The sequence below is a fragment of the Pseudarthrobacter chlorophenolicus genome (assembly GCF_000962805.1).
GTDB classification, from domain to species: domain Bacteria; phylum Actinomycetota; class Actinomycetes; order Actinomycetales; family Micrococcaceae; genus Arthrobacter; species Arthrobacter chlorophenolicus_A.
Genome location: NZ_JZTW01000009.1, coordinates 24,480 through 38,642 on the forward strand (window position 1 = coordinate 24,480; position 14,163 = coordinate 38,642).

Below are 14,163 nucleotides of genomic sequence, written 5' to 3' on the forward strand. Positions count from 1 at the left end.
TCACGGCCAGACGTCAGCGGACATGCCGGGAAGGGGTCACCATGGCAGAGATACCAGTAGCCAGAACCCGGCGTGCCGGCCTTCACTGGCCCGTTGCGCCCGTTGCTGCACAACGGATGACAACACCGCAGTTGGCGGCGGCGGATACCGCAGGAACCCGGTTTCTGCGGCCGCCAACTGCACATCCGGCCAGCGCTACTTCCAACTCCCGGGCCCTTCCTCCGGCGGGCGGGAACAGGGCGGCAGTGTCATGGCTCTCCACCCACGTCAATCTGCTGCGGGTGACTGATTCGTTCCTGGTCCTGGGGGCGGTGGCCGTCGGCTGCCAGCTGTCCTACGTGGGATTCGCACCGGCGGACCCAGGCGATGCGGGAACGGTGGCCTCGGCAGCTGTGATTGCCCTCCTGTGGCTCATCGGCCTCGAGGTCTACCGGACACGGGATGCCAAGCTGTTGGGGATCGGCGCCGACGAATTCAAGCGCGTCACCTCGGCAACCCTCCGGGTCTTCGGACTGATGGGGCTGGCCGCCGTGCTGTTCTCCCTGCACGGTGCAACCGCTTTTGTTACGGTTTCGCTGCCGCTTGGCCTGCTGGGGCTGACCGCAAACCGGTGGGCGTTCCGCCGCCGGCTGAAGGCCCAGAAGGCCCGGGGCCGGTGCCTGTCCCGGGCGCTGGTGGTGGGTGATCCTGACGACGTCCGCTACGTGGTGCAGCAGGTCCTTCGGAAATCGGGACCGGTGTACCAGATCCTGGGTGTGTGCCTCCCGGGTGCCCGGCGTGGAGCCCTCCTCCGAGTGGACGGGCGGGCCATTCCGGTGCTCTGTTCCACGGATGACATCGCCCGCACGGTCCGGCTGGCGGAGGCTGATTCGGTGATCATCGCCGGGCCCCTCCCCGGTGGCAACCGTTTCATCCGCGAGCTCGGGTGGCGGCTTGAAGAATCGTCAACGGAACTGATCCTCGCGGCCACGCTGACCAACGTTGCGGGTCCCCGGATCCACTGGCGGCCGGTTGAGGGGCTGCCGCTGATGCACGTCGACATCCCGCAGTACACGGGCGCCAAGCACGCGATGAAGCGGGTGATGGATGTGGGGATGGCGCTATCAGCCCTCCTGGTGCTGTCCCCACTGCTCCTGGTACTGGCGGCCATCGTGCGCCTGGACAGCCCGGGCCCGGTGTTCTTCCGCCAGGACCGGGTGGGCCGGGACGGCCAGGCATTCGGCATGCTGAAGTTCCGGTCCATGGTGGTGGACGCGGAAGCCCGGCTGGCAACGCTGGGTGCGCAGAACGAGGGCGCTGGGGTGCTGTTCAAAATGCGCGACGACCCACGGGTGACACGCTGCGGCCGGTGGATGCGCAAATACTCCCTCGATGAGCTGCCGCAGCTGTGGAATGTGGCCCGCGGCGACATGAGCCTGGTGGGGCCGCGGCCGCCGCTGGCACGGGAGGTCAGCGGGTATGAACGCCACACCCACCGCCGCCTGCTGATCAAACCCGGCATCACGGGGCTCTGGCAGATCAACGGGCGCTCCGACCTCCCCTGGGACGAGGCCGTCCGGCTGGACCTCTACTACGTCGAAAACTGGTCCCTAGCCGGGGACCTGCTGATTCTGTGGCGGACGTTCCGGGCAGTCGTCCGGCCGTCCGGCGCCTACTGACCCAACCGCACTCCGGAAAGAAAGTGATATGAGATCCTTCCCGAATCCTTTCCAGGCCCACACCCACCGGCAACCGTCGCAGAAACTGCGCATCGCCGTCGTCGGCGCCGGGTACTGGGGGCCCAACCTGGCCCGCAACCTGCACGCCAGCCCCGACTGGGACCTCGTTGCCATCTGCGACCTGGACCTGGAACGCGCACGCAAGCTTGCGGCGTCGGTGGGTGGGATTCCCGCCGTCGAATCCCTGGACGAAGTGCTGGACACGTTCGACGTGGACGCCGTGGCGATCGCGACGCCGGCCCGCACCCACCATGGCACCGTGATGACGGCGCTGCGCGCCGGCAAGCACGTCCTGGTAGAGAAACCGCTGGCGGACAGCCGGGCTCACGGGCTGGAGATGGTGGCTGAGGCCGAAGCCAACGGCCTGGTCCTCATGGCGGACCACACCTACTGCTACACACCCGCCGTCCTGAAGATGCAGGAACTCGTCCAGTCCGGGTCGCTGGGCGAGATCCTGTTCGTGGACTCCACCAGGATCAACCTGGGACTGGTGCAGCCGGACGTCAATGTGTTCTGGGACCTGGCCCCGCATGACCTTTCCATCCTCGACTTCGTCCTTCCGGGCGGGCTCAACCCTGCCGAGGTCTCCGCTTTCGGGGCAGACCCGCTGGGTACCGGGCGGGACTGCGTGGGCCACCTGAACTTCCGGCTTCCCAATGACGCCACGGCCCACGTGCACGTGAATTGGCTCAGCCCCACCAAAATCCGGCAGATGGTGATTGGCGGATCGCTGCGCACCCTGGTCTGGGACGACCTCAACCCCCAGCAGCGGCTCAGCGTGTACGACCGGGGCGTCAGCCTGGACCGGCAACCCAAAACTGCCGGGGAAAAGGCCTCCACCAACATCTCCTACCGGCTGGGCGACACGTGGTCCCCGGCGCTGCCGGAACGGGAAGCCCTCAGCCAGGTGGTGGCGGAACTGGCCTGCTGCATCCGCACCGGCCAAGAGGCCAGGACGGGCGGCGCATCCGGGCTTCGCGTGCTGTCCGTGCTTGAAGCGGTGACCCGTAGCCTGACGCAGGACGGCCAGCCCGCGGCCGTTGCGGGATCCGAGCTCGCTCAAGAGATGGAGGGAGTGCGGTGAGCCGGCTGGAGGGGGTCAATGTCCTGGTGACGGGCGGGGCCGGGACCATCGGCTCCACACTGGTGGATGCGCTGCTTCAGGCAGGCGCGGGCCGGATCGATGTCCTGGACAACATGGTCCGCGGCCGGCTTGGGAACCTTGACGCTGCCCTTTCATCCGGACGCGTGGAGCTGGTCCGGGGAACCATCCAGGACCGGGATCTGGTCAACGACCTGGTCAAGGGTAAGGACCTGGTGTTCCACCAGGCGGCCATCCGGATAACCCAGTGCGCTGAAGAGCCGCGGCTGGCGCTGGAGGTGCTGGTTGACGGAACGTTCAACGTCATCGAGGCGGCGGCCGCGCACAAGGTGGGCAAGCTGGTGGCGGCTTCCAGTGCTTCCGTTTACGGAATGGCTGAGGAATTCCCGACGGCGGAACGGCACCACCACGCCAACAATGACACTTTCTACGGGGCTGCCAAGTCGTTCAACGAGGGCATGGCCCGCAGCTTCCGCGCGATGACGGGGCTGGATTACGTGCTGCTGCGCTACTTCAACGTGTATGGCCCCCGGATGGACGTGCACGGGCTGTATACCGAGGTGCTGGTGCGGTGGATGGAGCGGATCATGGACGGGCAGCCGCCGCTGATCTTCGGCGACGGGCTGCAGACCATGGACTTCGTGTACACCACGGATGTGGCCCGGGCCAACGTGCTCGCCGCCGCCGGCGACGTACACGAGGGCGTCTACAACATCGCCAGCGGAACCGAGACGAGCCTCCTGGAGATGGCGCAGGCGCTGCTGCGGGTCATGGGCTCCGGCCTGGCCGTGGAGCATGGTCCCGCCCGGCAGGTTAACGGGGTGGTGCGTCGCCTGGCGGACACCACCGCCGCTGCCCGGGACCTCGATTTCAAGGCCGAGGTGGGTCTGGAGGACGGACTCCGGGAACTGGTGGCCTGGTGGAGGCCGCTGCGCGAAGAGATCGCTGCGTCCCGGAAGGCCGGTGTGTGATGAGTGCTGAAGCGGTGCTTTCGCGGATCAACGTCATGAAGCCGTGGCTGGGGGAGGAAGAAGCGCGAGCCCTGGCCGAGGTGGTTGCCTCGGGTTGGGTGGCGCAGGGGCCCAAGGTGAAGGAGTTCGAGGAGAAGTTCGCAGCGGCGCAGGGGGTGCGCCACGCCGTGGCGGCCTCCAGCTGCACCACCGCACTTCACCTGGCGCTGGCGGTGGCCGGCATCGGCCCCGGGGACGATGTGGTGGTGCCGTCGCTGTCCTTCATTGCGACGGCGAACGCCGTGACCTACCTCGGCGCGCGGCCGGTGTTTTGCGATGTGGATCCGGTTACCGGCAACGTCACGGCGGAGACCATCCACGCAGCGCTCACACTGGATACGCGGGCCGTGATCGTGGTGGACCAGGGCGGCGTGCCACTGGACCTGGACCCGATCCGTGTCCTGTGCGACCGGCACGAGATCACCATCATCGAAGACGCCGCCTGCGCGGTGGGATCCACATACCGTAGCCGGCCCGTGGGCGTCGGCGCGGACGTTGCTGTCTGGTCCTTCCACCCGCGCAAGATCCTCACCACCGGCGAAGGTGGGATGCTGACCACCAACAGGGCAGACTGGGCGGCCCGGGCCAGGACACTGCGGGAGCATTCGATGAGCGTGTCCGCGGCGGACCGGCACGGTTCAATGCTGGCACCGCCCGAGTTCTTCCTCGAAGTGGGGTTCAACTACCGGATGACGGACCTGCAGGCCGCGGTCGGCATCGTGCAGCTGGGCCGGCTCCCGGAGGTGCTGGCCCGGCGGCGGGAGATTGCGGCCAGGTATGTGGCAGGGCTGTCCGGCCTGCGTGGGCTGCGGCTGGTATCTGATCCGCCCTACGGCACCTCGAATTTCCAGTCTTTCTGGATCGAGGTGCTGCCCACCTTCGGCACCACGCGCGAAGGCCTGCTGGAGCGCCTCGCCGAGGCCGGCATCTCGGCGCGGCGGGGCATCATGGCCGCGCACCGGCAGCCCGCCTACAAGTGGCGTGACACGGGCAACGCCTGCCTGCAGCAGACGGAGCGGCTCAACGACAGGACGCTGATCCTGCCGGTCTTCCACGAGCTCGACGATGAAGGACTGAACCGCGTCATCAGTACCATCCGCGGCGCCGCGGCCGGAGCGGACGCATGAGCGAGCTGATCCTGATCGCTGCCAGCGGCCTGGCCCGCGAAGTCCTGGCGATGGTGCGCAGCAGTGGCCAGTACGACGTCGTCGGCCTGCTGGATGACGACCGGGAAATGGCGGGTGTGTCCGTGGACGGTGCACCGGTGCTGGGGACGATCGAGGACGCCGTGAACTTCAAGCACGCGTTCGTCCTGGTGTGCATCGGCTCGGGCAGGGCGCGCGAGGCTGTGGTGGAGCGGCTGACCGCCATGGGGTTCAGTGAATCGCGCTACGCCACGGCCATCGACCCCACCGTCCAATACCCGGAGGGGTGCCGGATCGGCAGGGGTAGCATCCTGTTGCGCAACGTCACGCTGACCGCGGCCGTAACCATCGGCGCCCACGTTGTGGCGATGCCGTCGGTGACCTTCACGCACGACGACGACGTGGCCGACTTCGCCACGTTCGCTGCGGGGGTGTCGCTGGGCGGCGGGGTCCGGGTTGGCCGGGCAGCCTACCTCGGCATGAACGCCAGCGTCCGCGAACGGACGTCGGTGGGTGCCTACGCCACCGTTGGGATGGGCGCGGCCGTCCTCAGCAACGTGCCCGACGGCGAGACCTGGGTTGGGGTGCCGGCCCACGAGATCGAGCGGGCGGCTTTCACGTATGGAGGTGCGCTGTGAGTGCTGGGGTTATGGGACGGCGGGCCCTGCGCGCGGCAGTCTCTCAAGAACCTGGCTATCCGGCGGCGAACGACAGGATGAGGATCCTGGTTTACCCACATGAACTGGCAATGGGCGGCAGCCAAATCAACGCCCTTGATCTTGCCGCCGCTGTCCGCGAACTCGGGCATGACGTATTCATCTATGCCACAGACGGCGTCCTGTTGGACAAAGTGAACGAACTGGGGCTGCCCTACATCCGTGCACCGCGGAGCCGGTTCTCCGTTGACCCAAGAACCATACGGAAACTGAATTCGACGGTCCGACAAATGAATATCGATATTGTGCACGCTTATGAATGGACCGCAATAGTTAATACCGCGTTTGGTCCTCATCTCACGGGGAAGCACAAAGCTGTCATGACGGTGCTTTCCATGGATGTTCCCAATTTTCTTCCACGTGATATTCCCATGATCGTGGGTACACAAGGACTCGCCGAAATGGAGGCGCAGCGCCGGGATGACATCCATGTCATCGAGCCCCCGATCAATACCGAACTTAACAAATCCACGGGGAAAGTAAGAGCGCGCCGGCAAATCGGAATTCACTCCCAGTCTCTGGTCATAAGTATTGTTGGCCGGCTCACCACGGATCTCGGCAAACTCGACGGTGTGCTGGCTGCCATAAGGGTCGTCGACAGGCTTGCCCATGCACAGGACGTTATCCTGGCCATTGCCGGTGAGGGTGAGGGGTCCACGGAGGTGCGCGGGCTCGCATCCAGCGTGAACCAACACCACGGGAAAGAATTGGTTCGCGTCCTGGGAAACGTCCTGGATCCCCGCCCCGTTTATGACGCGGCCGACATCGTTCTTGGCATGGGCAGTTCGGCGCTTCGAGGCATGGCCTTCGCTAAGCCCCTGATCGTGCAAGGACGTTGCGGCTTCTGGCGGACGGCCAGTCCGGAAACTGAAGCACCATTCCTGAAAGACGGATGGTTCGGGACCGTGGGCGCCGGTGAAGTCGAACTCGAAAGAGCCCTGTCAGAGCTTTTGGCCGATGCGCCACGGCGGGAGATGCTCGGAGACTACGGGCGCCGCCTGGTTGAAGAGAGGTTCGGCCTGGCCCAGGCAGCGGAACGTCTCGTCTCCATATACCGCGCCCAGCTTTCCGCGCCCAGGAAACCCGTCGCCCATGCCGCCTCTGTCGCCCGATCTGGATTCGAGACGGCGAAATTCCGACTCTCAATGCGAAGGCAGATGCGTTCCGTTCGCATGAACAGCTCCCCAGGGGGAACCTGACGTGCCGGCGACCGAAGGAAACCTGGACTCCCAGGTTCGGCGTGGAATCGCTTGGAGCAGCGTCAACAGCATGGTCCTCAAGCTTGGGACCTTCGCGATGGGGATTGTTCTGGCCCGGCTGCTTGCTCCGGAGCAGTTCGGTGTCTTCGCCGTCGCATTGACCGTGCAGCTTGTCCTTATGTCGTTTGCCGACCTCGGGATGACAGCGGACCTAGTCCGATCAGCTGCTCCCGAAAAGATTGCCCCCACCATCGCCACGTTCGGCTTCGGCTCCGGTGCACTGCTCACCGTCACGTTGATTCTGTCCGCCCCAAGTCTGGCCGCGCTGATGGGCACCCCCGAAGCAGGCCCTGTCATAGCCGTTATGGCTGTTTCACTGGTGCTCGCAGGAGCCGGAGTTGTTCCATACGCTTCACTGCAAAGGCGCTTTGCACAGAAGGAACTGTTCATCATCGCCCTGGCAGACTTTGCTGTCAGCGCAATGCTCACTGTCTTGCTTGTCCTGGGTGGCTTGGGCGTCATGGCCTTGGCGGTGGGGAGGATAGGTGCCCAATCAGTCACGCTTGTACTCCAGTTCGTATTCTCCGGCGAGCGGGTGCGGCCGGGCTTTGACAAGACCGTGGCCCCGGCAATTCTCGCCTACGGACTGCCTGTGGCCGGGGCCAACGTCCTGTCCTGGGCCCTTTTGAATCTGGATAATGTAGTCGTTTCGCGGCTTGCCGGTCCGGTTGCGCTTGGCTATTACTTCCTCGCATTCAACATCTCCAACTGGCCGATGAGTGCCATTGGCCAGGTGGTCCGCTCCATTTCCATCCCCGCTTTCGCCAGAGTTGCCTCCGGAAAGTCAGATAAGAGTCTCTCCGCAATGATGGGGCCGGTGTGGGCCATCGCGTTATTAGCGGGGCTGATACTCGCCGTCCTGTCCGCACCACTCATTGAATTTGTCTACGGCAGCCGTTGGCTTTCGGCGGCATCGATACTTGCTTGGCTGGGAGTCTTTGGCGCATTGAGGACCCTCTTTGACCTCTCCGCTTCGTATCTCCTCGCACGGGGCGCCGCCAACAGCACCCTCCTGGTGCAGGTGGCCTGGATAGCCGGGTTGACCCCCGCAGTTGTCCTCGCAATGCTGACCGGCGGAACAACCGGAGTTGCCCTCGCCCACCTGCTCACGGGGTTGCTGGTTGTGTCTCCGGCATACGTTCTCGCCCTCCGCCGGGCCGGCGCAGACGTCCGGTCCGTGGCAGCGAAGATCTGGCCACCCCTGGCGGCGGCCCTTCCTTCTGCCGCGGTAACGCTTTTTGTGACCCAAGCTGTCGCTGCGCCAGCGGCGGCTGTCCTCGTGGGAGCCGTAGCCGGCACCTGTATGTACGTCCTGCTGCTCTTCCGTTGGTTCCGCCGGCAACTGGTAGATGCCGCCGGCTTCCTGCGGGAAGTGCCCACAAACGATCCGCTTCGTCCCGCGGACCAAGTACCGCTGTCCACACCTTCTGGAGGTATGCCATGACAAAGACGGTCGTTCCCTTGGTGGATTTGTCTCACCAGCAAATCCAAATCAACGATCTCATTCGCGAAGGCTTCAACCGCGTAATCGCCGAATCAAGCTTCATCATGGGACCTCAGGTAGGAGAGTTCGAGGAAGCCTGGGCACGCTACTGCGGTGTTCCCTTCGCCATGGGTGTCGGCAACGGGACTGACGCTATCGAATTTGCGCTGCGAGCCGCCGGAGTCGGCCCGGGTACAGAGGTTGTACTGCCGGCCAACACGTTTGTGGCTACGGCAGGCGCGGTTCAAAGGTGTGGCGCCCGTGTGGTGCTTACGGACTGCAATGAGCATTTCCTGATCGACTCCGTCCAAGCCACCGACAGGGTTACGGCAAAAACGAGGGCAGTCATTGGAGTCCATCTGTACGGACAACCCGCAGCAGTTGAGGAGCTTCGCAGCGCTACCCCGCCGGAGGTGGCGGTCGTAGAGGACATGGCGCAGGCGCAGGGGGCCACGCGAAATGGCGTGCGCGCGGGTGCCTTGGGTGATGTGGCAGCGACCAGCTTCTACCCGGGAAAGAACCTGGGCGCTTATGGGGATGCCGGTGCCGTCATGTGTGCCACGCCGGAATTCGCCGATCGGGTCAGACAGCTCCGGAACCATGGCGGAATCAGGCGCTATGAACACCTCGTGGTGGGCTTCAACTCAAGGCTGGATACGCTTCAGGCCGTAGTTCTGAATGCGAAGCTTGCACTCCTTGACGAATGGAACTTGCAGCGCGTCGAAGCCGCAATGCGCTACGAGCAACTCCTTGACGACCTGGAGATGGTGACGCTTCCCAAGGCGGCGATTGGCAACGGCCACGTGTTTCACCTGTATGTGGTGCGGGTGCCAGACCGGGACAGGGTGGTAAGGGAACTGAATGCGGCCGGTATTGGAGCAGGAATCCATTATCCCAGCCCAGTGCATCTCCTGCAGGCGTACGCGCATTTGGGGCACCGAAAGGGAGACTTTCCAACTGCTGAGGAACAGTCCGCAGAAATCATGTCTCTTCCGCTGTTTCCGGGAATTACTGCCGGGCAACAGGAACAAGTGGCCGACTGCCTGCGCAGGGTGCTAGGAGCATGAGTACGCTCCAGGAGGCGTCTGAGCGCGTGTCACAACGAATTCGGGTCAAACCGCAAAGGACCAGACCCCACAAACCGAAGGTGTCAGTAGTTATTGCCTGCTACAACTACGCCCGATATCTTCCGAACGCGGTGCAGAGTTGCATTTCCCAATCGGACGTAGACGTGGAAATCATCATTGTCGATGATGCCTCCACAGACGACAGCTTTGCTGTCGCAGAATTGCTCCGGGAACAGCATCCCAACGTTTCTTTTATCCACCGCCCAGAGAACGGTGGGCCGGTGGAAGCGTTCAACGACGGCGCGCGCGTGGCCACCGGCGAATTCCTGGTGCGGCTTGATGCGGACGATTTGCTGACTCCCGGTTCCTTGGGGCGCGCCACCTTGGTTGCCCAGGCTTTTCCGTCGGTGGGACTGGTCTATGGGCATCCCCTCCACTTTTCGGATCTGCCGCTTCCAACCCCACGTGTACGGCCCACCGCATGGACCATTTGGCCAGGGAATGAGTGGCTGACCGATCGTTGCAGTTCCGGCAAGAACGTCATCACCTCACCGGAAGTCCTTATCCGCCGTTCCCTGCTCGAAAGGTACGGCTATCTGTCACCGTTGGCCCACAGCCATGACATGGAGCTCTGGCTGAGGCTGTCTGCGTTCTCCGATGTGGCCTACATCCACGGCGCCGACCAGGCGTGGCATCGCGAGCACGCCAGAAGCCTGTCGGCGACTTCAGTCAATGACCTTGTCGATTTTAGGGAACGTGCGGCCGCCTTCAGGATCCTTTTTGAAGGGCCTGCCGGCGCACACCCCGATTCCACCAGCCTTCATGCCCTGGCGCGGAGATCGTTGGCAAAAGAAGCACTCTGGAAAACACGGCACGAACTCGCCCGCGGCATACAGTTTTCATCGCTGCGAACAACCTGGCTGGATCTGTCCGCGGCCATGGATCCTGCAATTACCGGCAGTCCTGAATGGAACCGACTTCACCGGCCGCCGGCTGAATGGTTCCTACCACCCCTGTTGAGGCCACGAGCCGTCGCCTTGCGACTGCGGGGGCGAATCAAATCCGATTTGGCGTGGCATAGGTGGCACAGGACAGGGGTCTTTTAGATGCGGACCCAGGCCACCTTTCCCTCCCTAGTTTCAGACGAGGACGTGATCAAATGACTGAAACCCGCGTTCGGGAATTAGTCGAAAGAATTCGCACCCACGGTGCCGGGGATATCGGCCGCAGAGCCGTGCGGCGGTTTAGCAACAATCTTGCCGTTGCCTTCGCTACCTCAGCCCTTGATTTCCCGCTTCTGGCACAGGATGTCGCTGACTCAACCACACTTTGCCTGGCGCCGCCCCCAGGGAAGAGAGCGTCGCAGGAAGCCCTGAACCTGGCGTGGCTCTGCACCCCACCAGGTCCGGGATCCGGCGGCCACACCACTCTTTTCCGAATGGTGAAAGGGATGGAGGATCGGGGCCACAAGTGCACGCTCCTCCTGTACGATCGCCACGGCACCAACATGTCACGTGCAGCCGCGATAGTCCGCGAGTATTGGCCTTGGCTGCACGCCGACATACGTGTAATCCCAGCATCTATCCAAGGATTTGATGGGTGTGTGGCGAGCTCCTGGGAAACAGCACATGTCCTTGCGCGCCGGAGCGCTGCAGCAGCGATCCATCGCTTCTATTTCATTCAGGATTACGAACCCTTCTTCTATCCGAGGGGTAGCCTGTACAGCCTGGCAGAGGACAGTTATCAGCTTGGCTTCACGCACATAGCCTTGGGAAACATGGTGGCCGACGCGTTGTTTGAAAACGCGGGCGTCTCGTCTGCTGCAGTTCCCTTCGGATGCGACGGAGACACGTATGTCCTGGACAACCACGGCACGAGGAGCGGCGTGGTCTTCTACGCACGCGAAAGTGTGGACCGCAGAGGCACGTTGTTGGGTGAACTTGCAGTGGAAGACTTTCACAGGCGGCACCCGGAGCAGCCGATCCACGTGTATGGCGATCCACTTCCGTCATGGCAGGTTCCGCACCATCATCACGGGAAGCTGTCGCCGGTTCAGTTGAACCGCCTATATAACCAATGTCTGGCAGGGCTGGCCCTTTCCTTCACCAATATTTCCTTGGTGGCGGAAGAAATGCTTTCCTGCGGGATGGCACCGATAGTGAACGACCATCCCTTCGCGAGGAAAGATCTTGGCACCCCAGGTGTCCGGTGGGCACCGGCAACCCCTGGTGGTATAGCCGACGCACTCTGCCGGGCCGTCGAAGACCCTCCCTCGCCCGGAGAAGCCGCGCACTCAGCGTCCTCAGCGCGGAAGTCATGGGAGCTAACCAAGGCGAAAACTGCCGCCATTATAGAGGCGCAATCGTTCGGAAGGCTTCAACCGGGGGATGTCCACACATGACATGGAACATTGCCCGCGCTTCGAAGGGGAATCCTCCGGCAGTCCTCTACCTTGTCCTTTTGGCCACTCTTGTTCTGCCCTCGTATATGGTTATCCCGGCCCTCGGCGCAAGCGGAAGTGCAGGCCAGGTTCTGGCAGTAGGGACGTTCCTGCTATGGCTAGTAGCGTCGGGGTTAGGGCTGCATGACCCGATGCCTTTTGGTCATCCCGGCAGGGCAGCCATGCTCTTTTGGATCATCGCCAGCTGTGCCAGCTATGCAGCGATGTTTGCCGGTTTCAGCGGCGGCAACGACGCCGCCGGCAGAGCCGGAGCCGATCGATGGCTGATATTGCTGCTGGCAGGTGCCGGCGTGACTTTGCTGACCACCGAAACGGTCCGGTCAGTTGAATCTGTTAAATCCATTGTGCGGTGGGTCATGGCCGGGGCTGCCTTCTGCTGCGTCGTCGCTTTGGTCCAATTTGCCCTGCGGATAAACCCCATGGAATGGGTGGCTTCCATGATGGTCGGATTTGAGGACAACGGCTCCGGCACCGCTTTCCAAGCGCGGGAGGCATTCATGCGTGTTGCTGGAACTACGATGCACCCGATCGAATTGGGTGTTGTCTGTTCCATGCTTTTGCCTTTGGCCATCTGGTGGAGTCTGTTCGATTCAGCAGCACGAAAGTCAGCCCGTGTTCTGCTACCGATACTGATCTTTGCCGGGAACGTCATCACCGTGTCCCGCACGGGCCTCATTGGTTTAGCCATTGCAGCAGTCATCCTCATCCCGTACCTGCCGGACCTGGCGAGGCGATGGGCCATGGTGGTGGTTCCTCTGGGAATCGTAAGTCTCTTCCTCTTGGTTCCCGGGATGGTTTCCACTCTCTTTTCTTCCGCTACAGCAGGTTCATCGGACTCTTCAATAACTTATAGGACTGACGACTACCCGCTGGCCTGGCAATTATTCTTCGATCGTCCATGGTTTGGTCTGGGACCGGGGTCCTGGCTGCCTACAGATGCAAAGGACATCTTCGACAACCAATATTTGCTGACCATAGCAACAATGGGAGGAATAGGACTTGCGGCACTGCTGGCCTATTTTCTGGCCCCACTCTTTGCCAGCCTCACTGCAGCGCACCATGCAAAGACACCTGAGACGCGGGTGCTGGCAGGAGCGGTAGGTGCCGCAATGCTCGTGGCCGCCGTGTCTGCGGGAACCTTTGACGCCCTGTCATTCCAGACGTTCGCCTTACTTTGCCCCTTCTTCGTGGGGCTCAGCGGCGTGGTCTGGCTTTTGGTCAAGAATCAACTTTTCGTATCACACACTGGCGGCGGTACCGCCGCCAGAACGTAGAAGAACTGGGGAAGGAACAATATGGACCCGCTGACAGTCTTGACCACCCTTTGGCGGCACAAGTGGGTGGCCCTGCCCGTAGTACTGCTGACAATCGGCGCCTGCGTCTATGTCTATCTCTTCGCACCTAGATCCTACGAGGCAACGGTGTCATACGCCCTGACGGCACCCGATGTCCCCTCAAATCTGGAACTGGAGAGGGACCCGGATCTTGCCAAATTGAATTCTGATAACCCGTACCTGCGCAGTAACGACAGTTCCCTCCTTGCTCAGGTTGTTATCACCAAACTCTCCGATCCGGCATACGTCGATCAACTTAAAGAGGCGGGCTCGGCCAGTGACTTCAAGATCGCACCTGTTTCAAGTATTGGAATGGGCTTGGTGACAGTAACAGCAACCGCGGATTCCGAGACCGAAGCCGTGGCCACCGCAAAGCTCGTTGGCGAACAATTCACATCCACCCTGTATTCGGTACAGAAGGTCAATAAGGCTGATGACCGCTATCTGTACTCGCCCATCCTGGTCCGCGGCCCCGGTCCGGCAAAAGAGCTCTTCTCAAACCGCTTAAGGTCGTTGATCATGGTCGGAATTGCCGGAAGTGTATTGCTCTTTGGTGCCGTGTCGCTGGCGCGGGCCAGAACCTTACGGCGTGACGGAAAGCAAAACAGCATCACCTTCCTTCCGAAGGAGGCGCCTGATCTCCCCTCAGTGGAAATTTTCCCAGATACGCCCAGAGATGTCCCTGCGCCAGAGACAATCCATGTACCAAGGAAGACCGGACGGCGTGCAAGCACAACGGCTCCGCCTGCCGTAACGGCCGATATGGAATACAGGAATGCCAGTACGGCGACTGCTGCATCAGAACACGATGAGAACGATACAAAGCATCTCGTGGCGGCAGGCGAAAAGTCTCCCGTCCGATAATCAA

Annotated in this window: 12 protein-coding genes; all 12 read left to right on the forward strand. The window is 62.5% G+C overall.

Translation table 11 applies throughout. The annotated features are described in order from the left end of the window. Nucleotides 1-116: 116 nt before the first annotated feature. From UC32_RS10715 to UC32_RS10770, 12 genes are read left to right on the forward strand one after another with little or no spacing between them, the layout of a single operon-like run. Entirely contained in the window at nucleotides 117-1,658 is a 1,542-nt protein-coding gene (locus tag UC32_RS10715) for a sugar transferase (RefSeq protein ID WP_045731217.1), read from the forward strand. A gap of 28 nt (nucleotides 1,659-1,686) precedes the next feature. Further along, nucleotides 1,687-2,802 (forward strand): Gfo/Idh/MocA family protein, encoded by a 1,116-nt coding sequence (locus tag UC32_RS10720; RefSeq protein WP_045731218.1) that lies wholly within the window; start codon nucleotides 1,687-1,689, stop codon nucleotides 2,800-2,802. Continuing rightward, nucleotides 2,799-3,791, forward strand: a complete 993-nt coding sequence (locus UC32_RS10725) for an NAD-dependent epimerase/dehydratase family protein (RefSeq protein WP_045731219.1) — start codon at nucleotides 2,799-2,801, stop codon at nucleotides 3,789-3,791. The genes UC32_RS10720 and UC32_RS10725 overlap by 4 nt, the downstream gene beginning before the upstream one ends. Further along, a complete protein-coding gene (locus UC32_RS10730; protein ID WP_045731220.1) occupies nucleotides 3,791-4,957 on the forward strand; it encodes a DegT/DnrJ/EryC1/StrS family aminotransferase in 1,167 nt (388 codons plus the stop codon). Before UC32_RS10725 ends, UC32_RS10730 begins: the two co-directional genes overlap by 1 nt. Then, nucleotides 4,954-5,613, forward strand: a complete 660-nt coding sequence (locus UC32_RS10735) for an acetyltransferase (protein ID WP_045731221.1) — start codon at nucleotides 4,954-4,956, stop codon at nucleotides 5,611-5,613. The genes UC32_RS10730 and UC32_RS10735 overlap by 4 nt, the downstream gene beginning before the upstream one ends. Beyond that, the gene (locus UC32_RS10740; protein WP_235423641.1) at nucleotides 5,610-6,890 is read left to right on the forward strand and encodes a glycosyltransferase family 4 protein; all 1,281 of its coding nucleotides are present in this window, start codon (nucleotides 5,610-5,612) and stop codon (nucleotides 6,888-6,890) included. Before UC32_RS10735 ends, UC32_RS10740 begins: the two co-directional genes overlap by 4 nt. 1 nt (nucleotide 6,891) lies before the next feature. Further along, nucleotides 6,892-8,394: a lipopolysaccharide biosynthesis protein gene (locus UC32_RS10745; RefSeq protein ID WP_052690561.1), complete on the forward strand. Its 1,503-nt coding sequence runs from the start codon at nucleotides 6,892-6,894 to the stop codon at nucleotides 8,392-8,394. Next, a complete protein-coding gene (locus tag UC32_RS10750; RefSeq protein ID WP_045731222.1) occupies nucleotides 8,391-9,500 on the forward strand; it encodes a DegT/DnrJ/EryC1/StrS family aminotransferase in 1,110 nt (369 codons plus the stop codon). Before UC32_RS10745 ends, UC32_RS10750 begins: the two co-directional genes overlap by 4 nt. Beyond that, nucleotides 9,497-10,606 (forward strand): glycosyltransferase family 2 protein, encoded by a 1,110-nt coding sequence (locus UC32_RS20355; protein WP_082072059.1) that lies wholly within the window; start codon nucleotides 9,497-9,499, stop codon nucleotides 10,604-10,606. Before UC32_RS10750 ends, UC32_RS20355 begins: the two co-directional genes overlap by 4 nt. A 53-nt stretch (nucleotides 10,607-10,659) precedes the next feature. Next, the gene (locus tag UC32_RS20715) at nucleotides 10,660-11,901 is read left to right on the forward strand and encodes a rhamnosyltransferase WsaF family glycosyltransferase (protein WP_045731224.1); all 1,242 of its coding nucleotides are present in this window, start codon (nucleotides 10,660-10,662) and stop codon (nucleotides 11,899-11,901) included. After that, complete coding sequence (locus tag UC32_RS10765; RefSeq protein WP_161797267.1) at nucleotides 11,898-13,235, forward strand: O-antigen ligase family protein; 1,338 nt, start codon at nucleotides 11,898-11,900, stop codon at nucleotides 13,233-13,235. Before UC32_RS20715 ends, UC32_RS10765 begins: the two co-directional genes overlap by 4 nt. A 21-nt stretch (nucleotides 13,236-13,256) precedes the next feature. Continuing rightward, nucleotides 13,257-14,159: a YveK family protein gene (locus UC32_RS10770; protein WP_052690564.1), complete on the forward strand. Its 903-nt coding sequence runs from the start codon at nucleotides 13,257-13,259 to the stop codon at nucleotides 14,157-14,159. The last annotated feature ends 4 nt before the right edge of the window (nucleotides 14,160-14,163 follow it).